Origin of the sequence: Rhodococcus sp. MEB064, from assembly GCF_000834565.1 — a bacterium.
GTDB lineage: Bacteria > Actinomycetota > Actinomycetes > Mycobacteriales > Mycobacteriaceae > Rhodococcoides.
In genome coordinates, this window is sequence record NZ_JXQS01000018.1 from 224,946 (window position 1) to 246,802 (window position 21,857).

The window sequence follows — 21,857 nt, forward strand, 5'->3', positions numbered from 1 at the left end:
TCAGGCGGTGATCGCGGGCGGGTCCGTTTCCTCGGCGAGGGTGTCGAGAAACGACGCGAATCCGCCCGCTGTCCGCCGGCTCGAGCGCGCGGAGGTGATCACCGACGGCGCGCCCTCGCTGCGCACCCGGAATCCTCGGCGTTCCAGTCGGTCGACCAGATCGACATCTTCGTGTTCGCCGAGAGGGCGGAAACCTCCGACCGACCGATAGGCATCGGCGCGGACAGCAAGATTGGCCCCGTGGACATGCCGCAGCCCACGACTGTGTTCGGCTGCATAGTCTCGTTCGTATCGCCGCGCGAGAGCAGTGGAGCGGTGCGCCCATTCCGACACACGAACGGATCCGGTGACGACGTGTGCGTCGCGGGCGCACTCCGCCAATGTCCGGAAATGGTCGCGGTCCACGACGGAATCGGCATCGGTACTGACGCACCAGGTCGACGCGCTGCTCGTCACCTCTGCGGCGCGAAATCCGATCTTTCGGGCCGAACCGACGTTGCGCGCATCGGTGACGACGACGTCGACCCCGGTGCCGACCACGTCGGACGTGCCGTCCGTGCAGGAGTCGAGTACGACGACGATCCTGACCGGGATCGGCGATGCTGCACGAGCATTGCGCAGGGCGACCAGGCACCGGTGAAGTAGTTCGACCTCGTTGTGCGCAGGGACGACGACGACGAAGCGGTCTGGGCGGACCGGAGTGAAGTGCACCCCACCGAGATGCCCAGTTCCGTGTTCTGCCAATCGTGAGCGAGTACGAGTCACGGCCGTCGAGCCGCGAGGGGCCGGGAATGGTTGCGCGGACGGCGGGTGGGGCATTCATCACCTCGTACATCCGGATTCCTCGACGAGAGCAGAGAACATGACGATGCCCAGCGATGCCGCAGACGCAGTACCCGCCGCAGGAACCAACGAGGGCCCGCGGGACCACGACGCGGACACCGAGCACACGGCATACGTCGACGAGGAGAACGTGCCTCATCCCGGCGACGCGAACGAGAATTCCTGACACCGACGCAGTAGCGACCCGCGTCCGGTCGCGGATCGCCCCGGTCGGTGGTGGGATGACGACGACAGCGTCTTCCCACCACCGAGAGGTCACCCGATGTGCAACCAGGAAGTGCAGTCGACTGCTGCCGAGGTAGCAGCGTGAACGCGCCCACCGCCACCACGGCCGTCAGACTGGCGAAGAAGCGTCTCGGGTTGTCCTGGAAGGACATTGCCGCCGCGCTGGGGTCGCCGACAGCGTGGACGGTGTCGGCACTGTACGGACAGCATCCCCTGGACGACGCTCAGGCTCGGGTGCTGACCGATCTGCTGGAACTACCCGACGGGTCGCTCGACGAGCTGACGTTGGCCCCGTACCGAGGCGCTCTGAACCTCGAGTCGGATCCGACCGTCTACCGTTTCCACGAAGCGCTCCAGGTGTACGGGCCGGCCCTGAAGGAACTGATCTACGAGGAGTTCGGCGACGGGATCATGAGCGCCATCAACTTCACGGTCGATGTGTCGCGGAGGCCCCACGAGGACGGCGACAGAGTCGTCGTCACGTTCGACGGGAAGTTCCTCGACTACCGGTGGACGACGTGACGTGCGCCGTGGGGCCTGAGTAACCGGTCACGCACAGAACGCTCGGCGCGCCGTGAGGGCGAGAGCGGCTTTCCGACGGTCGTGCACGGAAGTCTCTTCGCGGGTGTCCGCCGTGTGGACGATCGCTGACTGCGCCCAGGTCGCGGCCAGGGCGACGATCATCGACCAGAGGTCTTCCGGGGTGATGTCGTCGACCAGCACCCCGCGTTTCTGCGCGTCCCGTAGTGCGTCCAGAACGGGACGGTCCGGGTCGCCGCGGTGGCCGAACAGTGCTCCCCGAGGTGTGCGCTCGAGACGGGCCCACGTGAGGAGCCGCACCAATTCCGGATCGCCGAGGTACATGTCGTACAGAGCCGTCACGTACGCGAGAATGTCGTCCGGATCCAGTGCGACCGTTGCGATATCGACGTCGACACGGTGATCGAACACCGCGTCGAACAGTCCGTCCTTGCTGCCGAAGTACGCGTAGATCTGCGACTTGTTGATCCCGGCGCTCGCGGCGATGCGGTCGACGCGCGCGCCGGCGATGCCGTATTGCGCGAATTCGGTCACGCCGGCGTCGAGTAGCCGTTCTTTCGTCATCGCCGCATCTCCCATGGGCACGAGTGTAGGCAGGCCACCAACCAGTTGGTTGGAAGGGGTAGGGTGTCGATAAACAACTAGTTGGTTGGAAACGACCGAGGAGGCACCATGAGGCCCACCACCGGATATCGCGCGCTCACTACGGGAGCGACGCTGGAACGGTTCGCCTTCACTCGCCGCGCGCTTCGTGACGACGACGTCGCGGTCCGCGTCACGTTCTGCGGTGTGTGCCACTCGGATCTGCACGCGGTGAACGATCCGGCCGGACACTTTCCGCTGACCCCGGGCCACGAGTTCGTGGGCACGGTGGTAGCCGTGGGGGACGCAGTCACGGACTTCTCTACCGGGGACGAGGTCGCCGTGGGCAACATCGTCGACTCCTGCGGTCGGTGCGACATGTGCACCGCGGAGCAGCAGAACTTCTGCCGCGACTTTCCCACCCTCACCTACGGCGGCACGGATCGAGTCGACGGCACGACGACGGTCGGCGCGTTCAGCGCGGAGTACGTCGTGCGTGACAGGTTCGTCTTCCATCGGCCCGCGGCACTCGATGCCGCCGCCGTCGCACCGTTGATGTGCGCGGGCATCACGGTGTGGGAACCCCTGCGGCGCTGGAACATCGGACCCGGGTCGCGCGTCGGCGTCGCCGGACTCGGCGGGCTGGGGCACCTGGCGGTCAAGTTCGCCCACGCGTTGGGAGCGCAGGTCACGGTATTCACGACGTCGACGACCAAGGCGGACGAGGCGCGCGCACTCGGAGCGGACCACACAGTGCTCTCGCGGGACGGCGACGCCATGGAGGCGGTGGTCGGATCATTGGATTTCATCGTCGATTGCATTCCGGTCTCGCACGACCTGGCGCCGTACCTGGCGAGCCTCGCGCTCGACGGAACACTCTGTACCGTCGGCTTTCTCGGGCCGATCTCGGTGGACACTCTCGGTCTTCTGGTCGGACGCAAGTCACTGAGTTCCGCCGGCAGCGGCGGGCGCACACATACTCGGGAGATGTTGGCCTTCTGCGGTGAACACGGCATCACGGCCGATGTCGAGGTCATGCCGTCCGCCCGAGTGGGCACGGCACTCGAGCGTCTCGAGGCGGGGGACGTCAGGTATCGATTCGTGCTCGACATGAGTGATCTCGAGTGACCTGGACGGGTCGGACGCGATGGCTCGATTGCGCAGAACATGGGGAATGGTTTACTTTCGTTTGAGGTAACCCTCACCTAACTTCGCGCCTCGACCAGAAGGATCTCATGTCCCACGCGTCACGGTTCGCCGTGCTTTCCGCCGCGCTCCTGGTCACTGTCGGCCTCACGTCGTGCTCCACGTCGACGGAGTCGAACGACCGGAACAGTGCCGCCTCCGACTGGACACCCGTCACCATCGAACACGCTCTCGGGACGACCACGATCGCCGAGAAACCCGAGCGGGTCGCGACGGTCAACTGGGCCAACCAGGAAGTTCCCCTGGCGCTGGGCATCGTCCCCGTCGGGATGGCGTTCGCCGACTTCGGCGACGACGACGGTGACGGCGTCCTTCCCTGGGTCGACGCCAAGCTCGACGAGCTGGGTGGCGAGCGACCGGTGCTGTTCGACGAGACCGACGGAGTGGACTTCGAGGCTGTCGCCGACACCGACCCCGACGTCATCCTTGCCGCCTATTCGGGTCTCGACCAGGAGACATACGACCAGCTCAGCGAAATCGCACCGGTCGTCGCCTACCCGGAGACCGCGTGGGGGACGCCGTGGCGGGACATGATCTCCGTCAGCAGCCGTGCGCTCGGCCTCGAGGACGAAGGCACGCGGCTCATCGCCGATCTCGACGCACAGATCGACGAGGCCGTTGCCGCTCATCCGGCCATCGCCGGGAAGTCGACGATGTTCCTCACCCACGTGGACACGACGAATCTTAGCGAAGTCAGCTTCTACACCACGCACGACACCCGGACCATGTTCTTCGAGGACCTCGGCATGGTCACGCCGCCGAGCGTCGCGACCGCCTCGGCGACGACGGACAAGTTCAGCCTGAAGCAGAGCGCCGAGCAGGCCGACGCGTTCAACGACGTCGACATCATCGTCACCTACGGCGGCGACGAGCTGGTCCGATCGCTCGAGGCCGACCCCCTGCTGTCACAGATGCCCGCGGTGAAGAACGACGCCATCGTCGCCCTTCCCAGCGACGGCACGCTGGGTACCGCGTCGAATCCCACCCCCTTGTCTCTCTCCTGGGTGCTCGACGACTACCTCGGACTCCTCGAACGAGCAGCACGACCGACACAGTGACATCGGTCGTCGGGCCGGCACCGTCGTCCGCGACATGGGCGCGCGGCGCCGGGCTGCTCGCCGCCGTCGGTGCGCTGGCCGTCGCGGTGTTCCTGTCGGTGACCATCGGCTCCCGCGATGTGGGTATCGACGACGTCGTCGCCGCACTCGGTGGATCGACGGAAGGATTCGACCGAGCTGCGGTGGCGACGCGTCTTCCGCGGACGCTGCTGGCGGTGCTCGCCGGCGCAGCCCTGGCAGTGTCGGGCGCCGTCATGCAGGGCGTCACCCGGAACCCGTTGGCGGACCCCGGAATTCTCGGAGTCAACATGGGTGCGTCGCTCGCCGTGGTCACGGGACTGGTGTTCTTCTCTCTGTCGTCCGCGACCAGCTATCTCTGGGTCGCGATCTCCGGAGCCGGTGTGACCGCCGTATTCGTTTATGCCGTCGGCTCTCTCGGCCGCGGTGGGGCGTCGCCATTGAAGCTGGCGCTCGCCGGCGCGGCGACGTCGGCGGCCTTGGTGTCGTTCGTCAGCGCCGTTGCGCTACCGCGTAGCGACCTCGCCGGTGGCATCAGGTCGTGGCTCGTGGGGGGAGTCGGCGGAGCCACCTTCGAGCGGACGTCGATGATCCTGCCGTTCCTGATCGTCGGCGGAGCGCTGTGTCTGGCATCGGCACGGTCGCTCAACTCGCTGGCTCTGGGCGACGATCTCGCCGCGGGACTTGGGGAGCGCGTGGCTCTGGTGCGCGCGACCTCCGCTCTCGGGGCAGTCGTCCTGTGCGGCGCCGTGACGGCCGTGGCGGGACCTATCGGATTCGTCGGACTTGTTGTGCCACATGTGTTCCGGCTGCTCGTCGGAGTCGACCACCGATGGTTGCTCCCGTACTGCGCGGTGGGAGGCGCGGTGCTGCTGACCGTCGCGGACGTGGCAGGTCGCATCGTCGCCAGGCCCGCCGAGATAGACGTCGGCATCATCACCGCGCTCCTCGGTGCCCCGTTCTTCATCGCGATCGTCCGTCGACGGAGGGTGAGTGCGCTGTGACGACGACACTCGAGCGTGTCGTGGCAGGCCGCCGTAGTCGGTCGACGCGTCGCCGAACATCTCTCGCCGTTCTCGCTGTACTCGTCGTCGCCATCGCAGTCGTCAGCCTCACGGTGGGACGCACCTACTACCCGCTGGACGACGTCGTCCGCGTGATCCTCGGCCAGGACGTGCCCGGTGCGTCGTACACGGTCGGCAGGTTGCGACTGCCTCGCACGGTTCTGGCAGCGGTCGCGGGACTGTGTTTCGGGATGGCGGGAGTGGCGTTCCAGACCATGCTGCGCAATCCGCTCGCCAGTCCCGACATCATCGGCATCAGCGCCGGGGCAAGCGCCGCAGCGGCATTCGCCATCATCACGCTGTCCCTGGGTGCCACACAGGTCTCGGTGTTCGCTGTCGTCGGCGGACTCGTCGTCGCCGTCGCGGTGTACGTGCTGTCGTTCAAGGACGGAGTCGTCGGGACGCGACTGATCCTCGTCGGCATCGGTATCGCGGCCATGCTCGACAGTGTCACCGCGTACGTGCTCTCGCGTGCGGCTCAGTGGGATCTGCAGGAAGCCTCCCGGTGGCTCACCGGCAGCATCAACGGTGCGACATGGTCGAACGTCGTCACCGTCATCGTGCCGTTCGTCCTTCTCGCGCCCGTCCTGATGAGCAGGAGCCGCGACCTGGCCGTCACCCGACTGGGCGAGGACATGGCGCCGGCGCTGGGCGTGCGGGTGAACCGCACTCGACTGGTCGTCATCGTCAGCGCAGTCGGCCTCATCGCGTTCGCCACTGCGGCAGCAGGACCCGTGGCCTTCGTCGCGTTCTTGTCCGGACCGATCGCCGCACGCATCGTGGGCCCGGCCGGATCCTTGCTGGTCCCGTCCGCTCTCGTCGGCGCCCTGCTGGTCCTGGCGGCGGACTTCTGTGGCCAATACGCCTTCGGGACCCGGTATCCCGTGGGCATCGTGACCGGGATCCTGGGCGCTCCGTACCTCATCTATCTCATCGTCCGCAGCAATCGCGCGGGAGGATCCATATGACCACCGACCACACCCTCACGATGCACGATCTCGTTCTCGGGTACGGAGATCGCACCGTCATCGACGGCTTGGACCTCGACATCCTGCCGGGCCGCGTGACCTCGATCGTGGGTGCCAACGCATGTGGGAAGTCGACCCTGCTGCGATCGATGTCGAGACTTCTGAAGCCCAGTGGCGGTCGGGTGTTGTTGGACGGACGCGACGTCCACCGCACCCCGGCCAAGCACCTTGCTCGCACACTGGGGTTGCTTCCGCAATCGCCCCTCGCGCCCGAGGGGATCACCGTCGCCGACCTGGTCGGTCGGGGGCGGCATCCGCACAAGTCGGCCTTCTCTCGCTGGAACACCGCCGACGACATCGCGGTCGCCGATGCGCTGGACATGACACACACCGCCGACCTCGCCGATCGGACCGTGGACGAATTGTCCGGCGGTCAGCGTCAACGTGTCTGGATCGCCATGGCGCTGGCGCAGCACACGGATCTTCTCCTGCTCGACGAGCCCACGACATTCCTGGACGTCAGCCACCAGGTCGAGGTGCTCGATCTGTTGACAGATCTGAACGCTGCGCGGGGAACGACCATCGTCATGGTGTTGCACGACCTGAATCTGGCGGCGCGCTACTCCGACCATCTGATCGCGCTGTCGGAGGGCACCATTCACGCTGCGGGGGCGCCTGTGGACGTCCTGACCGAGTCGTGCGTCCAGGCTGTCTTCGGCCTCGATTGCCGCATCATCACCGATCCCGTGTCCGGCACGCCCTTGATGCTTCCGAGGGGCCGCCACCATCTGGTCCGCGCTGCCGACGAGCAGACGCCCGGACACGAGGAGGCAGCGGTGTCGTCGCGGTCGACGTGATGACGACGGTGGAAGTTCCGCGGTCGGCCGCTCAGCGCACACGTCCGTCGGCCACCGCAGTTGCGATCATCGGGTAGAGCGGAAGGCGAGGAATCAATGTCGCCTGGATCGCGTGATAGAGATCGGGCCTACCCGACCACACTGTGTCGGTCGGCTCGTTCCGCTCGTCGAGTTGATGCCTCCACGAACCGTCCACCGGATCGATCATCACGGTGGCGACATAGTCCCACCACCGGCGGTAGTGATCGGCGTACATCCGATCGCCCGTTCTGCGGTACAGCGCTGCGGCCGCCGCGATGGCTTCCGCGGCGACCCAGTGCATCCTGTCGCGGACGACGGGTCCGCCGTCCCAGTCCGTCGTGTAGACGAATCCTGGTGCGCCGTCGACGGACCACCCGTCGGCAGCAGCCCGATGGAACAGGTTCCGGGCAGCATCGAGCAACCAGTCGCTGGTGGTCTCGCACGCAGCCTCCGTGTGCAGCATCAATCTGGCCCACTCGAATCCGTGACCGACGGTGGCGCCGAACGGCTTGAACGGGTGGCTCGGCTGGTCGCGGTTCAGATCGAGATCCGGCTGCCATGTCGCGTCGTAGTGCTCGGGGATGCGCCACGCACGGTCCTCCGAGGACTCCACGACGAAGCGGCACACGCGTTCACTCCGCGAGATCCAGTCGGCGTCACCCGACGCGGATGCCGCCGCCAGCATCGCCTCGACCGCGTGCATGTTGGCGTTCAGCCCTCGGTAGTCGTCGGGCGCGGTGAACGCGGTGTCCCACATGTCGATACACAGGCCGTCCGATTCACTCCAGAACCTGTCCAGGAACACCTGCTGCGCCTCGGCGAAGAAAGCGTCGGCTCCCGCGATCCCCGCCCGAACCGCCGACGACGCGGCGAGAAGCACGAAGGCATGCTCGTAACAGGACTTCCCGTCGGCGTGCTCACCGGAACCGTCTGCCGAGGAGAACCATCCGCCCGCATCGTCGTCGTGGAGCAGCGTGCGCAGCCCGTCCATGCACTGCTCGGCGATCGGACGCGATCCCGGAATCCCGAGCAGGCTTCCCAGTGCGTAGACGTGGGTCATCCGAGCCGTGACGTAGGTATGGATCGGCTGGGCAGGATCGATCGATCCGTCGTCGGTGAGCCAGCCGGCCCCTCCACGAGGGTCGGCGACCCGGCGACCGAAGTTCAGCAGAGCGCGGGTCTGCGAATCGAGCCACGTCGAGTGGGTAGAACTTTCCAGCCAGGAATCCATGGTGCCATTCGACCCGTCGATCGGTGTCCGAGGCAAGGGTCGATCGGTCACTCCCCGGCGGTGGGCCGTCCGACGATGTCGGTGATGACGTCGGCGGCTATGTCACGGAGCTTCCTATTCTCGTGCTGTGAACGAGTCGCGAGCATGTCGAAGGCCGCGTCGGCATCGATGCGGTGGATGGCCATCAGCATTCCCTTCGCCTGCTCGATGGGAGCTCGATGTTCCAGCGCGAGACGTAACCCGTTGTACTGGTCCAGGAGTCGATCGAATCGCTGGTAGTGCCCGACGGCGTGCGAGAGGGCGTCGGTCAGTGCCAGCGCGGTGTCGACGTCGGCGTCGGTGAATGCCGAGGGTGCCTCGCCGTACAGGTTGAGAGATCCGAAGCGCGTCTCCGGCGTATGCAGCGGTGCTGCGAGGAACGACCGGATGTTCTCGCTGCGCGCGGACGCGGCGAATACCGGCCACCGCTTCTCGGCGTCGATGGCATCGACGCGCACGACGGTTCCGGTGCGGGCCGAGTGCAGGCACGGACCGTCACCGGCTTCGTACTGTTCGGTGTCCACGATCAGGGTGCGGGCGTCACTGTGCGCCGCGGTGAACGAGCGACCCGACACCGAGACCGAGATCCCGCAACTTGCGGCACCGTCGATGGTCTTGTGGGCGAGGCCCACGAGGGTGCGGAGCGCCCGCGCGAGCTGCTCGTCGCTGTCGATCTGTCCGCCCAGGGCGTCGCGAAGGTCGGCGCCCTGTTCGGGACGACCCCAGCGCACGACCGGGACGGGTGCCTCGAGCTGCGAGTCGGCGACCGCAGCGCGTGCATCATCTGCATGCATGTCACTGATTATGACCGATCGAACCGACCTACCGAACCGCAACGTCGAAGCGCCTCCGAAGCACGTCGAAGAATGGCTCGAAAAGGGTGTTGCGTCAGGTTTCGGTGGTGTCGACCGGACTGCGGCGCCGATGCACGACGCCGGTGACGACCGCCGCGATCGCCCCCACAGCCAGGACAATTGCGGAGGCGAAGGGAAGTCTGGTGTCGACGAACCCGACCACGATGACGACGGGAATGGCCAGAGCCGGCCACGGGAAGACCGTCCGCCAATGGCCGGAACTCCATCCGAGAATGGCGCAGACCCCGGTGACGAACAGTGCGACTCCGCCGCACAGTACCCAGCGTCCGGTGTCGGTCAGCTCGCCCACCGGGTGCAGGACGTACTGCTGGATTCCGACGCCGAGAAGGGCCACGCCCAGGGTGAGGGGGAGGTGTCCGTAGACGTATCCGTCGGCGCGACCACTGCCGACGGCGCGGTCGTCGTCCTGGATCTCCGTCTTCGCCTCGGCACCGCCGATGTCGAAGTACATCCACCACACAGCCGACGCGATGGTGAAGCCGAGGGCAGCCACCGCCACCGAGGAGAACGCCCAGTGCGTGTCGTGCATCCCGAGTACCACCGCGGAGATGGACTCGCCGAGGACCAGAATGACGAACAGGCCGAAGCGTTCCGGCAGGTGTTCGAGGTGCAGCGGCACGTCCGGGCCCCACCGGGTCGCCGCGAACGGCGCCGCGGCTTCGATGGCGATCCCCACCGCCCAGAGGATGTACGTGATCGGTGACGGGGTGAGCAACGACAGAGCCCAGATCACCGCGCTGACGACAGTGGCGGCGAGGTACAGATCGACCGTGACGCGCACATCGGGAATGTGACGCCGCGTGCGCAGGTACAGGAGGGCGAGGATCACCCGCGTGGCGATGTACCCGACACCGAAAGCGACCGTTCCGTCGCTGCCCACCGCCGTCGCCGCGCTGGCGGCCATCACCGCCACGGCGAAGGTGGCAGCAAGCTTGAGCAACCGGTAGAGGACGTCGTTGGTGTCGAACCGGTTCGCGTACAGCGTCGTGGTCACCCACGACCACCACGTGACGGCGAAGAGCCCGGCGAACTCCGCGACGCCTTGCCATCGCAGATCGTCCTTCAGTGCGAGCGCGAGCTGGTGAACTACCAGGACGTACGCGAGGTCGAAGAAGAGCTCCAACCTGGTCGCGACCCGGTCGTCCTCGAGACGCAGCTTCGGCGGTTCGAGCAGGGGAGTGGACTGATCGGCACCGGCGTCGCTGTCGGCACCGTCGTCCGGTTGTCGTGCCACGTGATCTCCACTCCGAGAGCTCCGACAGGGCTCCGCGGTAGTGCCCGAACGTGGAACGGGCAAACCTCGCACGCTTAGGACCGGAGGGTCAGGGTATGTCCGGGTCATGAGCGAAGCGCACGGACGCGGTGGTTCCCAGCGTCGCGGCTTGATTCCTCCGGTCTTCCACAACGACACCGTGCAGGCGGTCGGTCGACGATTGGTCGGCATCGACGACCTCGGTGAGCGGCGGGTGACGGAAGTTCGTACCGACGAGCACGGAGTCATCGCCGTCGGCATGCTTCCCGACGACACCCCGTTCGCAGTGAGCAACGTGTGCCGACACCAGTTCGGGAAACTCGGGCGGGGAATCGTCACCGACGACGGGTGCCTGCAGTGCCCGTGGCATCGAGCGGAGTTCGACGTGACGGACGGATCCATGCGCAGCGGGCCCAAGGGCGTCGTGTTCGGCTTCCCGCCCTACTCGGCCGCAGTGACCGCCGTCGGACGGATCGCGACGCTGTCCACCTACGCCGTCGAGGTGCGGGACGGGTTCATCTGGCTGACCGGCTGACGACCCCGACACAGAACTCGGGTGCCGGGGTCGTCGACGTGCGGCGGCTCAGCCGATGACGCGGGACAGCACGCCCTTCGTCACTTCCTCCGGCCGGAACTGCTCGCTCGCGTACGCGGAGACGGCAACGATTCCACCGGTCAGCGCCGGAACGACCCACTGCAGAGCCTGCAATTTCTTCTGCGCTGCAGCCACGTGGGGCGGCGTCGACGCCGTGGGCGTGGTGCCGTCGGCTGCCGGAACCGACCCTTCCCTCGAGATGGTCTGACCCAGAAGACGGCTGTACCCGGTGACTGCCAGCGCGGCAGCCGTGAGGGTTGTCTTGGCGACGGCCATCGTGGCGACACCGTCCTGCGTCTTCATCCGGCCGTAGTCGTTCTTCAGCAGCGCGGCCGCGCCGGCGAGGTGAACCCCGATCGCCGCAGCGTTGACCGGCGTCCAGCGATCCCACCCTTCGTTGGCGACGGCACCCGTCGAACCGGCGGTGTCCGCGCTCGACGCAGCCTTGTTGAGGGCGACAGCATTCGCGAGCGTTCCGCCGAACCATGCAGCGATCCCGACGTCGTGAAGCAGGTGGGCAAGGGTGGCACGTGCCATGAGAATCTCCTCTGTTGTGACGTACCTCGCTCTACCCGCGGCCGGTGCCTCGAAACGTGGGGGTGGGGCTTGGGCGTTGCAGATAGCGGTGTGGTGGTGCGGATCGACGTACTCCCTCCAGTTCCAGCAATTTGCTCTGGTTGTAACCGGTGAGCCTTGCTGGAAGGGGAGCGGGTGCGCGGTTCCCAGAACGCGGGTAGCCATGGATCCGGTTCTGCAGACTCTTCGATGCGCTGACCAGCGGTTTCAGCGCTCGAAAAAAATACTCGAGAGTGTGCGTAACGGAATCGGAGCCCCGTGCGACGTAGTAGTCATGAGCGCATCAATCGACTTCGCCGCCGCATCCTTCACTCGCACCGATGACGTGGACGTCACCGCCGCCGAGCACGAGATCGACGCGATGCATGACGAGATCGAGCGCCTCGACGCCACGATCCTCGCGGCAGTCGAGCGTCGCAACGAAGTTGCCCGCACGGTCGGGCTCGCCCAGGCCGCGCAGGGCCGGTCGGCGTCCAACGTTCGCGAGATGTCCGCACTCCAGCGCTTCGGGGACCTCGGCCAGGAAGGTCGCACCCTCGGGATGCTGCTCCTGCGTATGGGCCGCGGCCGCATGGCTCACTGACCTCCCACCCACCCGCTCTCACGACAGCACCCCATACGTCCTCGGACGTGTGGGGTGCTGTCGTCTGTGCAGGTCACAGCGGGTGTTGCCTACGTCACACCGTCGTATCGCGAGACTCGGTAATGAAAGTCGGGCGCCGGGCGATGTACTGATCATGAGCGCATCAATCGACTTCGCCGCCGCATCCTTCACTCGCACCGATGACGTCGACGTCACGGTTGCCGAGCAGGAGATCGACGCGATGCATGACGAGATCGAGCGCCTCGACGCCACGATCCTCGCGGCAGTCGAGCGTCGCAACGAAGTTGCCCGCACGGTCGGGCTCGCCCAGGCCGCGCAGGGCCGGTCGGCGTCCAACGTTCGCGAGATGTCCGCACTCCAGCGTTTCGGTGACCTGGGCCAGGAAGGTCGCACCCTCGGGATGCTCCTCCTGCGCATGGGCCGCGGCCGCATCGGCCAGTAGGTTCGTAGTAGTTTCACCGACCTTGACGCGGTCGGTGCGTCCGGCCAGACTTCTGGCTCATGCGACGCCCCGCCGCACACGGCCGCTCCGCCCGCATGGATGCGCTCGAGTCGGCTACTTCTGATCTCGAGCCGCCCTTCGCGGTAGTCGACCTCGACGCGTTCGACTCCAATGCCGCCCGTCTGGTCGCTCGCACCGGCGGTTCGGCCACCATTCGGTTGGCCAGTAAATCAGTCCGCTGTCGCGGCCTCATCGACCGCGCGCTGTCCCTGGACGGCTACCGCGGAATTCTCGCGCTCACGCTGCCGGAAGCGATCTGGCTCGCCGACCAGCACGAGGACATCCTCGTCGGATATCCGACTGCGGATCGCGCTGCGTTGACATCGTTGTGCAGTGACGACCGTCTGGCCTCTCGGGTGACGATCATGATCGACTCGACCGACCAGCTCGACTACATCGACGAGGTCGTGCCTTCTGTGCGGTCATCGATTCGCGTCTGCATCGATATGGACGCCTCCCTCGAATTGCTGGGTGGTTGGGTACATCTCGGTCCTCTGCGATCTCCCGTGCACTCGGTTGCTGCTGCCACCGAACTGGCGCGACATCTCGACAAGCGACGCGGCTTCGATCTGGTCGGCGTGATGTCGTACGAGGGACAGATCGCCGGAATCGGAGACGATCAGCCCGGGAATTCTCTTGCTCGCGCAGCACTGCGAGCCGTCCAGGGGACATCCGCCCGTGAACTGCGCACGCGCCGAGCCGAGGCCGTCGCCGCGGTACGAGCGATCGCACCGCTGCAGTTCGTCAACGGAGGCGGTACCGGATCGATCGAGCAGACCGCGTCGGAAGCTGCGATCACCGAGGTCGGCGCCGGGTCGGGTCTCTACGGGCCCGCGCTCTTCGATCACTATCGACGCTTCCGGCCCGAACCCGCCGCATTCTTCGTCAACTCCGTCGTGCGCAAGCCGTCCGCGTCCACCGCCACTGTCCTGGGTGGCGGATGGGTGGCGTCGGGGCCGGTCGGCACGGATCGATTGCCGACGGTGGCGTGGCCTCACGGACTGGAGCTGACCAGTCGTGAGGCGGCCGGCGAAGCGCAGACGCCCCTTGTCGGACCGTCGGCCGCGTCGCTTCGGGTAGGAGACCGAGTGTGGTTCCGTCACGCCAAGGCAGGGGAGCTCTGCGAGCGAGTCGATGTCCTGCATCTGGTCTCGGGCGACCGACTGGTCGGCGAGCTACCGACCTACCGCGGGGAAGGCTTCGCGTTTCTCTGAGGGCATTCCTCGATCAGCGGAACGGGCCCACTTTTCCGGCACGCGACTCGTGCTCGCCGGGGTGCAGGCGGTTCAGAGCAGGCTTCTCGGGCGACGGGATGTCGACGAGGAAGTCGTGCTCACGCAGGGACGACGGGCGGTAGGAGCCGCGGAAGGTCACGGTCACCGAGCCACCACGTACCGACACGATCTCCGAGTTGGCTTCCGGGCCCGTGTTGAACGTTTCGGCGATGTCCCGTCCGTCGCTGCCGACGGTGATGGAGCCGTTGTGCAGGAACTGGATGAAGGTGCCGTTGGTCGCGGCGACGGTGCCGGCGACCTCGGTCTCCCGGTCGGGCGTCAACGCCACGGAGTAGTCGGCAGCAGGCGCCGCAGCGGTGGTGGTCTCGCTCGCAGACAGGGGGCGTCCGACGCCGAGCGTGACGAACTGGCCGAGGGCACTGTGCCTGCCGACCTCGACGATCTCCCAGCGGTGATCCCTCGAGGTGACCTTGATCCGGCCGTCGTGGAAGACGGTGACCGAATCGGCCTCATTGCTCAGTACTGCTCGTTTCGAGTTGGACGCCATGTGGGTCAGTATGAAGCACTGGCGGCCCTCGGACGACCAGCTCCGGCTGTCGATACCTCCGCGAAGACGGCTTTCAGGACGTCATCGCAGCGTTGATCGTGTTCTCGATGCCGCCGGGGTCGTCCACCGTGAGGACGAGTCGGTCGTATTTTCCGGTGCCGTCCAACTCGATGACGACGTTCCGCACGGGGTCGCTGACGTTCCAGAACGTCTTCTCCCCGTCACGGTGGAACGTTCCGGCGTACTTGCCGGGAATCGAGAGGCCGGGGGCGCGGATCCCCTTGGGTTCCCGTTGGACACCGGAATCGGCGGTCGCACCTTTCACCTGCGACAACGGCACGTCGAGTCGGCGAGTGAAGCTCCACAGCTTGTCCAGGCCACGAGGGCTGACGACCAGCCGTCCACCCTCGATCGTCACGGTGTTCACAGTGCTTCCTCTCGTCGGATGTCGGCGCGGGAGAGCAGTGCGGTGCCGAGTGCGCGCTCGTCGATGCCCCTCTCGGCGAGGGTGGCGGCGAGCTCACGGCGTAGTGCCGCGTCGGTGGGCGCGAGTTCCATGAGTGCGACGAGGAGAAGGTCCATCGTTGCTCTGTCGGAACGAAGCGCCGTCAGGAACAGTCCGCGCTTGCTCCCGAACGCGTTGTACAGACTGGCTCGCCGGATGTCCGTCGCGGCCAGGATCTGATCGACCGACGCGCCCCGATAGCCGTGCTCGGTGAATACCGCCACGGCAGCGGCCACCACCTCATCGGTGTCGAACGCGCGAGGTCGAGCCATGCGCCTATTTTAGACTGAACAGTCAAGAACGGCTACTCGTGACCGTCCGGACAGGTGCTGGGCTAGTTTCACTGCATGGCCGACGCACCGGGACAGATCGCATTCATCCAAGCAACATGGCATCGCGCCATCGTGGACAAGGCCCGAGAGGGTTTCACGGACCGGATGCTCGCTCTCGGACACCAGCGCGACAGCCTCGAGTTCTACGAGGTCCCCGGCGCCTTCGAGATTCCGCTCAAAGCCCAGCGACTGGCGCGCACCGGACGTTACGACGCCGTCGTCGCGGCAGGTCTGGTGGTGGACGGAGGAATCTACCGACACGAGTTCGTGGCGACGGCCGTGATCGACGGGCTGATGCGCGTGCAGCTCGACACCGATGTGCCGGTGTTCTCGGTGGTGTTGACCCCGCACCATTTCCACGAGCACGAGGAACATCTGACCTATTTCCGCGACCACTTCGTCACCAAGGGTGCCCAAGCGGCGGAGGCCTGCGACGCGATCGTGAAGGCCGAGGCCTGATCCGTCAGTCGGCCACGACGTTTCTCGGCTCCCGCGGGCGTTGTATGTTCCGGCGGGTGGTGCAGTCACCGCGGGAACACGGAACGCCCGCGGGAACGTGAATCACCCGCGACGCAGCAAGCGAACGGCGCGGGTGATCACCGCGGCAGTCACAACCCAGGGTCCGGCGACGATGAACGGGTCCATCCACGCGTGGTTGGTATCCACACGCGTCGTGCCGCGCCGGGCTCGAAGTCCGTTGTGTGTGAACTCCGTTCGTACTCCGGTCTGAGTGATCGGGTTGTCGGGATGCAGGCCGAGGAACGACTGGGCGTGCGATTCGATCGCGTCGACGCGATCGGCTGCGAGGAGCATCAGCCAGTGCGCGGCCCTGCCCTCGCTGTATCGATAGGCGAATCGTCGCATGGTTCCGGACGCGCCGCGAAGGGGTGCGGTGGTTCCGAAGACGGGCGTCAACATCTTGTGCTCGACGGACCGCTCACGCGGGCGGAGCTCCGGTTGCCGTTCGGGGAAGTCCCAGTGCGCACCGGTGCCGGCCGGGTCGATGCGCTCACGGGGGACGGAGGGCCGGTCGGCTGGATCGCGGTCGACGCCCCAGCCGGGGATGCGAGCGCGGAGATCCTCTATATCGGGGGTCGACGGGTGATCGGCGGTGTAGACCATGAGGGGCCCTCTCAGCTCGCGTGCGGAAGGATGATCGGCTTGATGCAGTCGTCCAGTTTCGACGAGAAGATGTGATACGCGTCGGCAATGTGTTCGAGCGGAATGCGATGCGTGACAATCTCGCTCGGCTTCAGGTAGCCGTTCTGGATGTGCGAGAACAAGCGTGGCCACTGGCGCTTGACCGGGCACTGGTTCATGCGCAGTGTCAGTCCCTTGTTCATCGCGTCGCCGAACTTGACCGCACTGAACATGGGACCGTACGCGCCCATGACCGAGACGGTCCCACCTTTGCGGACGCTGTCGATCGCCCAGTTCAAGGCGATGGGTGAGCCGCCCTGCAGCTTGAACTTCGCGGCGGTGACGTGCTGGAGAGAGTTTCCGTCGGCCTCCGCCCCCACCGCGTCGATGACTCGATCGGCGCCGAGGTGATCCGTCGTCCTCTTCATCGTGACCACGACGTCGTCCTGCTCGGCGAAGTTGATCGTCTCGGCATGCGCGAACGTCCGCGCCTTGGCAAGTCGATTCTCCAGATGATCGATGACGATCACTCGACCGGCTCCCATGAGCCACGCGGACTTCGCCGCGTAGAGGCCGACGGGTCCGGCGCCGAACACTGCGACGGTGTCACCCTCGACGATGTCCGCGAGTTGGGCACCGAAATATCCGGTGGCCAGAGCGTCGGTACAGAGCAGCGCGTCCTCGTCGCTCATCCAGTCGGGAATGATCGAGGGTCCCACGTCCGCGAACGGCACACGGACGAACTGTGCCTGACCGCCGTCGTACCCACCGCAGGTATGCGAGTAGCCGTAGATGCCGCCGACGGCAGTCGCGTTCGGGTGAACGTTGTGGCAGTTCGAGTACAGACCGCGTGTGCAGAAGAAGCACGAACCGCAGTAGACGTTGAACGGCACCATGACTCGATCGCCGCGCTGCAGGTTCTGCACGGACGGACCGACTTCTTCGACGACGCCGATGAACTCGTGGCCGAACGTCATCCCGACACGCGTGTCCGGCATCATGCCGTGATAGAGGTGGAGGTCGGATCCGCAGATCGCCGCCATCTCCACGCGCACGATCGCGTCGTTCGGGTGTTCCACGGTGGGCATGTCCTTGTCCTGGACGCGGACCTTGTACGGGCCGCGGTACGTCATTGCTTTCATGCCGTGCGAACTACCCTGTGATATTGCCCTCAAACAGAACTGCCCCGAAACGTTCGTCCGAATTCGACGGCGGACGGCTGACGGGGCGCCGCGGGTCGGATCAGGCTTCCAGCTTGAACCCGACCTTGACGGTCACCTGGAAGTGCGCGACCGCACCGTTCTCGATGTGGCCCCGAGTCTCGACAACTTCGAACCAGTCCAGTTCTCGGAGACTGCTGCTCGCGCGGGAGATGGCGTTGCGCACGGCGTCGTCGGTGCCCTCGGTGGACGTGCCGACGATTTCGGTGACGCGGTAGACGTTGTCGCTCATTGTGGTGTCCTCGACCCTCTTCTCGGATGTACCTGCGCCGTCATCGTGCGCTCGGTACGGCGCTACGTCCAGGATTCGGATCAACTCGGTCGCAACGGCTTCGAGGGCCCCGTCGTTTCGGGACGGCGGGAGCCGGGTAGTTGACTGGCGGCGGCGACGTCCGCGTCGCCGCCCGGGAGGTTGAGACCACAGCTTCCCGACGGAACTGCCTTCCCGCCCGGACGTATCGCGCGGGGAGGCAGTTTCCACGGTCTATTCGACGCGGACGGCCTACCGGACGAGATCGAAAGACCGGGTTCAGTCCTGGACGACGAGGCCGTGCGCGTGGACGTAGGCCAACGCCTGGACCGCATCGATACGAGCGCCGTCCAGCGTCGCCGACGTCCAGAACGTCGCATCGGCCGTACTTCCGCGCAGGTCCGCGTCGTTCAGGCGTAATCCCGAGGTGCGCGCTCCGCCGAAGTCGGCGTTGCGGAGCACGGACGACCGTAGGTCGGCGCCGACCAGGTTGGACTCCCGGAATCGGGCACCCGTCAAGTCAAGGTTGCGCAGGTCGAGGCCGCCGAGCGAGGCGAGCATGAAGTCGACCTCGTCGAAGGTCGACGGCTTGATCCGAGTGTCGGAGATGGACGATCCGAGAAACGATGTACTGCGGAACGTGCTGTGCCACAAGCGGCTACGTCGGAACTCGCAATTGCGGAACGCCGTGCCGGTATGCGAGGAGTCGGTCAGGTCGACGCCCGAGAAATCGCACCCCGTGAAGACGACGCCGTGGGTCGAGAGCCCGCTCAGATCAGCGTCGATGAACGAGCACGACGTGTAGGTCCTGCCGGTCCACAGCTCACCGTGAGCGTCGATCTCGTTGAAGTTCTCGCTCTCGAACGACTGGTCCGCGTTTTCGTCAACCACCGCAGCGACCTTAGACGCTGTCCGTGTCCTCCGGTCGTGCGGTGGGTCCGACACGCGGTGTGCTCGCGGGCAGAACGGCGCTCACCAGAGCGGCTGCTCGCGGATCGACATCGGCGTCGGTCTGGGCGATGAACGTAGTGGTGCTGGTGCACGCATCCTCGCCGCGCGAGGTGATGTGATTCTGGACGACGATGATGTCGTTGCCCGCGAACTGGCGCACCGAGATCACCTGGAGTTCCGACACCAGGCGGTCACCCTGCAGCAGTGGGCGGTGCAGGGTGAAGCTCTGGTCCGTCTGCAGCACTGCCGTGATCTCGTACTCGACCAGGATGTGCGAGAACAGGTAGTCGATGGCGATCGAGCCGACGACGCTGACGAACGTGGCCGGAGCGATCAGACCGTCGTATCCCAGCTCCGCGGCAGCTGCTTCGTTGTGGTGAGCCGGGTGATTGTTCTGGATGGCCCGCGCGAGCTCGCGAATCTTCTCGCGACCGACCTCGTAGTAGTCAGGGATGACGTATTTGTGCCCGACGAGCGTGGTGGTGCGTTCGAAGCGGTGGTCCACCTCGTGGGGAACGAGGGGGCGCGTCTCCTGCACTGCGTCAGGTGCCATCGACCCGATGTCACCGGTCACGCCGAAATCCTGTTCACGTGGAACCTTCCCCTATGTCGTACGAGCGACGTTGTCTGTGATCACAGCCTACTGAGGGTGTGAGTAACCACAACCGGGAACCCTCAACCGGACCTCGAGGTCTCCCGGCCGCGCCGACTGTCCAGGTAGGCGCGCGCCCGGAGGGATCGCAACCACTCGGGGCCCGGGCGGACGCTGCTCGGGGTGCGCCGGACCGGATCGAACGAGACCTGCCCACCGGAGTTGTCGACCGAGGTCAGCGACAGTCTCGCCAGCGGCTGGTAGTCGTCGGTGCCGGGGGACTGCTCGAGCTCGATCACGAGGGGTCGGAAAAGGACGGCGTCGGATATCGACTCCAGCGTGGGCAGTGTCGGAGCGCTGACGACGCCGGCGCGCAGCCACCAGTTGCGACCGTCGTGGCGTAACGGCATCAGCGACGAGTACGACGCGGAGTCGAACGAGCCGACCGGCAGGGGGATGCACCGCGTGACGACGTCGCGGCCGGCGCTCGCGAGCAGGATGTCCCACGCCGAGTCGGCGAGGTCCGTGGGTGGCAGACGCATCGCCAACCCGGCCACGTCCGGAACCGAGCGGGGCAGACCCAGCGCGGACGACAGACGGACCAGCACGTCGTCGGCCGATCCCACCGGCAACCCGGCGCCGTCGGCAGCGATCCGCTCGAGGGTGCCGCGGAGAACGATGCCTTTCGGATGGAACAGCTTCGCGTGCCGCACTGCCGACCCCAGGCCGAACGGGGCCGCCAGGGCGCGGACGAGCAAGGAGTCGGACACGGACGCGGTGTTCCCGCGATACGGCCCGCGAAACCGGGGGAGTGCGTCAGGCCGCGTCGTGAGCTCGCTGCAGATCGGCGATGACGATCTTGCGCATGGACAGCATCGACTGCATGACCCGCTGGGACACCTGCGGATCGGGGTTGCTCATCAGGTGCATCAGCTGGACGGGCACGATCTGCCACGACACTCCGAACCTGTCCTTGCACCACCCGCACTGCGACTCCGCGCCGCCGTCGGACACCAACGCATCCCAGTACCGGTCCACTTCCTCCTGTCCGTCACAACTGACCGACATGGAGATGGCCTCGGTGAAGGTGAACATGGGGCCGCCGTTGAGGCCGTTGAACCGCTGACCGAACAACTCGAAATCCACGATCATCGCGCTGCCGGGGGTGCCCGGGCCGTCGTCGCCGTAGCGGCTGACATTCAGGATCGCGCCGTCGCCGAAGGTGGAGATGTAGAACTCGGCGGCTTCCTCGGCCTTGTCGTCGTACCAGAGCGTGGGGGTGATCTTCTGCATGGGAAGCTCCTGATGTCACAGGTGGACGGTGTACCGACTCTGACTGCGCGTTACGAGGAAACTCATCGCGCGATGCCCTCGGTCAGCAAGGTGGCCAGTTCGCGATAGGCGTCGGCGTCGTCGAGTCCGGTGCGCCGCACGAGTGCGCGACTCTGGATCGAGACCATGACCGAGGCGGCGACGTCGGCTACGAATGCCGCGTGCACGTCACGTACGTCCCCGGCGCGGACTCCGTCGTCGATGATCCGGCGTACGCGTTCGGCGGCGATCGCCGTGTTGCGCTCGTAGACCGACCGTGACGGCTCGAACTCCGCGAGGTCCGTCATGAACTGTTCCGATGCGGGAGCCAATGCCTCGCCCACCGCGCCGAGGTAGGCGGCGATGCGCGCGCGGGTCCCGTGCGCTCGGGCTGCCGCCGCATCGACCGAGTGGGCCGCCGAGGTGAAGAAGTGCACCGTGGCGGTGCGGACGAGCTCGTCCTTGCTGGGCGCGAGGGTGTACAGGGTCGATTTGGAGCACCGGAGTCGAGCGGCGATGTCCTCGAGCGTGAGGTGCGCGAAGCCTTCGGAGAGGAACAGCGTGACGACGGCGTCGAAAAGCTGTGCGCGCCGAGCCGTCGCGTGAGCTGCTGTCATGAGCGCCGATAGTACTGGAGCCGCCGATACAGTACTGTCGATAGTACTGAGAGAGCCGCCGCAGTACCGGTGCGCTCACGACCACCGACGGAACGAGGACC

The 21,857-nt window shown here is 66.2% G+C and carries 29 protein-coding genes; 12 read left to right on the forward strand and 17 right to left on the reverse strand.

Translation table 11 applies throughout. From position 1 onward, the window contains the following. Positions 1–765 (reverse strand): glycosyltransferase, encoded by a 765-nt coding sequence (locus tag RU01_RS10440; protein WP_231568668.1) that lies wholly within the window; start codon positions 763–765, stop codon positions 1–3. Between the two features lie 97 nt (positions 766–862). On the opposite strand from RU01_RS10440, the gene RU01_RS23140 reads away from it, so the two are divergent. Next, complete coding sequence (locus RU01_RS23140; protein ID WP_197074734.1) at positions 863–1,009, forward strand: hypothetical protein; 147 nt, start codon at positions 863–865, stop codon at positions 1,007–1,009. Positions 1,010–1,149: 140 nt separating this feature from the next. Next, positions 1,150–1,590, forward strand: a complete 441-nt coding sequence (gene cynS / locus RU01_RS10445; protein ID WP_042574453.1) for a cyanase — start codon at positions 1,150–1,152, stop codon at positions 1,588–1,590. A 27-nt stretch (positions 1,591–1,617) separates the two neighbouring features. Here the strand turns inward: cynS and RU01_RS10450 are convergent, their stop codons facing one another. Next, positions 1,618–2,187 (reverse strand): TetR family transcriptional regulator, encoded by a 570-nt coding sequence (locus RU01_RS10450; protein WP_042574454.1) that lies wholly within the window; start codon positions 2,185–2,187, stop codon positions 1,618–1,620. Between the two features lie 93 nt (positions 2,188–2,280). Here RU01_RS10450 and RU01_RS10455 point away from each other — a divergent pair, with 93 nt between their 5' ends. The 5 genes from RU01_RS10455 to RU01_RS10475 all read left to right on the forward strand — a co-directional run bounded on the left by RU01_RS10455 (position 2,281) and on the right by RU01_RS10475 (position 7,361). After that, positions 2,281–3,318 carry an NAD(P)-dependent alcohol dehydrogenase gene (locus RU01_RS10455; RefSeq protein ID WP_042574455.1) on the forward strand — a complete coding sequence of 346 codons (1,038 nt, stop codon included), beginning with the start codon at positions 2,281–2,283 and terminating at the stop codon, positions 3,316–3,318. 107 nt (positions 3,319–3,425) lie between these two features. Beyond that, complete coding sequence (locus RU01_RS10460; protein ID WP_042574456.1) at positions 3,426–4,454, forward strand: iron-siderophore ABC transporter substrate-binding protein; 1,029 nt, start codon at positions 3,426–3,428, stop codon at positions 4,452–4,454. Continuing rightward, positions 4,451–5,476 (forward strand): FecCD family ABC transporter permease, encoded by a 1,026-nt coding sequence (locus RU01_RS23355; protein ID WP_042574457.1) that lies wholly within the window; start codon positions 4,451–4,453, stop codon positions 5,474–5,476. Before RU01_RS10460 ends, RU01_RS23355 begins: the two co-directional genes overlap by 4 nt. Then, positions 5,473–6,504, forward strand: coding sequence for a FecCD family ABC transporter permease (locus tag RU01_RS10470; protein ID WP_042574458.1), 1,032 nt, complete (start codon positions 5,473–5,475; stop codon positions 6,502–6,504). Before RU01_RS23355 ends, RU01_RS10470 begins: the two co-directional genes overlap by 4 nt. Beyond that, on the forward strand, positions 6,501–7,361 hold the full coding sequence (locus tag RU01_RS10475; RefSeq protein WP_042574459.1) for an ABC transporter ATP-binding protein: 861 nt from the start codon (positions 6,501–6,503) through the stop codon (positions 7,359–7,361). Before RU01_RS10470 ends, RU01_RS10475 begins: the two co-directional genes overlap by 4 nt. A gap of 31 nt (positions 7,362–7,392) precedes the next feature. Here RU01_RS10475 and RU01_RS10480 read toward each other — a convergent pair whose 3' ends face one another. The 3 genes from RU01_RS10480 to RU01_RS10490 all read right to left on the reverse strand — a co-directional run bounded on the left by RU01_RS10480 (position 7,393) and on the right by RU01_RS10490 (position 10,761). Continuing rightward, positions 7,393–8,613, reverse strand: coding sequence for an AGE family epimerase/isomerase (locus tag RU01_RS10480; RefSeq protein WP_042574550.1), 1,221 nt, complete (start codon positions 8,611–8,613; stop codon positions 7,393–7,395). Positions 8,614–8,660: 47 nt separating this feature from the next. Next, positions 8,661–9,446 (reverse strand): GAF and ANTAR domain-containing protein, encoded by a 786-nt coding sequence (locus RU01_RS10485; RefSeq protein WP_052493222.1) that lies wholly within the window; start codon positions 9,444–9,446, stop codon positions 8,661–8,663. Positions 9,447–9,540: 94 nt separating this feature from the next. Next, positions 9,541–10,761, reverse strand: a complete 1,221-nt coding sequence (locus RU01_RS10490; RefSeq protein ID WP_042574460.1) for a low temperature requirement protein A — start codon at positions 10,759–10,761, stop codon at positions 9,541–9,543. A gap of 106 nt (positions 10,762–10,867) precedes the next feature. Here RU01_RS10490 and RU01_RS22110 point away from each other — a divergent pair, with 106 nt between their 5' ends. Then, positions 10,868–11,314, forward strand: a complete 447-nt coding sequence (locus tag RU01_RS22110; protein WP_052493223.1) for a Rieske (2Fe-2S) protein — start codon at positions 10,868–10,870, stop codon at positions 11,312–11,314. 48 nt (positions 11,315–11,362) lie between these two features. Here the strand turns inward: RU01_RS22110 and RU01_RS10500 are convergent, their stop codons facing one another. Further along, the gene (locus tag RU01_RS10500; protein ID WP_042574461.1) at positions 11,363–11,911 is read right to left on the reverse strand and encodes a hypothetical protein; all 549 of its coding nucleotides are present in this window, start codon (positions 11,909–11,911) and stop codon (positions 11,363–11,365) included. A 313-nt stretch (positions 11,912–12,224) separates the two neighbouring features. Between RU01_RS10500 and RU01_RS10505 the strand changes: the two genes are divergently transcribed. From RU01_RS10505 to RU01_RS10515, 3 genes are all read left to right on the forward strand, one after another. Further along, positions 12,225–12,533 (forward strand): chorismate mutase, encoded by a 309-nt coding sequence (locus tag RU01_RS10505; RefSeq protein WP_042574462.1) that lies wholly within the window; start codon positions 12,225–12,227, stop codon positions 12,531–12,533. A gap of 154 nt (positions 12,534–12,687) precedes the next feature. After that, positions 12,688–12,996, forward strand: coding sequence for a chorismate mutase (locus RU01_RS10510; RefSeq protein ID WP_042574463.1), 309 nt, complete (start codon positions 12,688–12,690; stop codon positions 12,994–12,996). Positions 12,997–13,055: 59 nt separating this feature from the next. Beyond that, positions 13,056–14,270: an alanine racemase gene (locus tag RU01_RS10515; RefSeq protein ID WP_231568669.1), complete on the forward strand. Its 1,215-nt coding sequence runs from the start codon at positions 13,056–13,058 to the stop codon at positions 14,268–14,270. Positions 14,271–14,283: 13 nt separating this feature from the next. Here the strand turns inward: RU01_RS10515 and RU01_RS10520 are convergent, their stop codons facing one another. From RU01_RS10520 to RU01_RS10530, 3 genes are all read right to left on the reverse strand, one after another. Continuing rightward, the gene (locus RU01_RS10520; protein ID WP_042574464.1) at positions 14,284–14,838 is read right to left on the reverse strand and encodes a hypothetical protein; all 555 of its coding nucleotides are present in this window, start codon (positions 14,836–14,838) and stop codon (positions 14,284–14,286) included. Positions 14,839–14,911: 73 nt separating this feature from the next. Next, the gene (locus RU01_RS10525; protein ID WP_042574465.1) at positions 14,912–15,265 is read right to left on the reverse strand and encodes a hypothetical protein; all 354 of its coding nucleotides are present in this window, start codon (positions 15,263–15,265) and stop codon (positions 14,912–14,914) included. Then, entirely contained in the window at positions 15,262–15,615 is a 354-nt protein-coding gene (locus tag RU01_RS10530) for a TetR family transcriptional regulator (RefSeq protein WP_042574466.1), read from the reverse strand. The genes RU01_RS10525 and RU01_RS10530 overlap by 4 nt, the downstream gene beginning before the upstream one ends. Before the next feature lie 75 nt (positions 15,616–15,690). On the opposite strand from RU01_RS10530, the gene RU01_RS10535 reads away from it, so the two are divergent. Next, entirely contained in the window at positions 15,691–16,134 is a 444-nt protein-coding gene (locus RU01_RS10535) for a 6,7-dimethyl-8-ribityllumazine synthase (RefSeq protein ID WP_042574467.1), read from the forward strand. A gap of 102 nt (positions 16,135–16,236) precedes the next feature. Here the strand turns inward: RU01_RS10535 and RU01_RS10540 are convergent, their stop codons facing one another. From RU01_RS10540 to RU01_RS10575, 8 genes are all read right to left on the reverse strand, one after another. Continuing rightward, entirely contained in the window at positions 16,237–16,797 is a 561-nt protein-coding gene (locus tag RU01_RS10540) for a hypothetical protein (RefSeq protein ID WP_042574468.1), read from the reverse strand. 11 nt (positions 16,798–16,808) lie between these two features. Further along, complete coding sequence (locus RU01_RS10545) at positions 16,809–17,957, reverse strand: zinc-dependent alcohol dehydrogenase (RefSeq protein ID WP_042574469.1); 1,149 nt, start codon at positions 17,955–17,957, stop codon at positions 16,809–16,811. A 100-nt stretch (positions 17,958–18,057) separates the two neighbouring features. Next, on the reverse strand, positions 18,058–18,267 hold the full coding sequence (locus RU01_RS10550; protein ID WP_042574554.1) for a dodecin: 210 nt from the start codon (positions 18,265–18,267) through the stop codon (positions 18,058–18,060). Between the two features lie 297 nt (positions 18,268–18,564). Next, positions 18,565–19,176 (reverse strand): pentapeptide repeat-containing protein, encoded by a 612-nt coding sequence (locus RU01_RS10555; RefSeq protein ID WP_042574470.1) that lies wholly within the window; start codon positions 19,174–19,176, stop codon positions 18,565–18,567. A gap of 10 nt (positions 19,177–19,186) precedes the next feature. Next, positions 19,187–19,810, reverse strand: a complete 624-nt coding sequence (locus RU01_RS10560; protein WP_231568670.1) for an FAS1-like dehydratase domain-containing protein — start codon at positions 19,808–19,810, stop codon at positions 19,187–19,189. A 101-nt stretch (positions 19,811–19,911) separates the two neighbouring features. After that, complete coding sequence (locus RU01_RS10565; RefSeq protein ID WP_052493224.1) at positions 19,912–20,598, reverse strand: hypothetical protein; 687 nt, start codon at positions 20,596–20,598, stop codon at positions 19,912–19,914. Positions 20,599–20,644: 46 nt separating this feature from the next. After that, positions 20,645–21,121, reverse strand: coding sequence for a VOC family protein (locus RU01_RS10570; RefSeq protein WP_042574471.1), 477 nt, complete (start codon positions 21,119–21,121; stop codon positions 20,645–20,647). A gap of 62 nt (positions 21,122–21,183) precedes the next feature. Further along, entirely contained in the window at positions 21,184–21,756 is a 573-nt protein-coding gene (locus RU01_RS10575; protein ID WP_042574472.1) for a TetR/AcrR family transcriptional regulator, read from the reverse strand. Positions 21,757–21,857: the final 101 nt, after the last annotated feature.